1 pseudogene is annotated in these 791 nt (G+C 53.9%); it reads left to right on the top strand.

Annotation, left to right across the window (positions count from 1 at the left end):
• Positions 1-740 (top strand): annotated as a pseudogene (locus AACR77_RS12840) (IS5 family transposase); the annotation flags it as partial.
• Between the last annotated feature and the right edge of the window lie 51 nt (positions 741-791).

Raw genomic sequence — 791 nt, forward strand, 5'->3', positions numbered from 1 at the left:
ATTCTCTGGATACTCCACACCGGAGCTCCTTGGCGAGACCTTCCAGAACGTTTCGGACCATGGAATTCGGTCTACAACACCTTCCGGCGTTGGCAGGATGCAGGCCGGATTGATGCCATTCTGGAAGCGCTGCAACTCAAGCTCAATGAAGAAGGGCTCATCGATTTCGACCTGTGGTGCCTGGACGGCTCCAATGTCAGAGCATCCAAAGATGCTGCCGGTGCACGTAAAAAAACACCTCAATGAATCAAGCCCTTGGCCGTTCGCGGGGAGGTTTCGGCAGCAAAATTCACTTGGTCACGGACCGTCATGGCTTACCACTGAGCTTCTGCCTGTCACCGGGGCAATCAGCAGAAATCAGCTATGCAACAAGCGCGTTGGCCATGGCGAGGATACCAACGTCATCAGGTCGCTACCGAACACGGCCAGCGCATCTTGCCGCAGACAAGGCCTATAGCAGCAAAGCCTTTCGAGCCGAGCTACGGCGGAGAAGGATAAAAGCGGTCATTCCGCAACGCAGCGACCAGCAACGGCGCCATAAGGGGCGTCCATTGGTACTGGACAAGGTGCATTACCGCAGGCGCAATGTCGTGGAGCGGTGCTTCGGTTGGTTGAAGAAGTTTCGCCGGTTTTCAACGAGATATGAAAAGCTAGCCAAGAGTTTTGCAGCCTTTATCAAACTGGCTTTCTGCCTTCGCTACTTGCGCGAGTTATGTGTGGACAGAAAACCAGCATTTTGAGAACACAGCCTAGGGCACCCGATGCAACACGTAATTGGGACATAGCCTTTT

It is taken from the genome of Aeromonas sp. ZOR0002 (assembly GCF_963866995.1).
Classification (GTDB): domain Bacteria; phylum Pseudomonadota; class Gammaproteobacteria; order Enterobacterales; family Aeromonadaceae; genus Aeromonas; species Aeromonas caviae.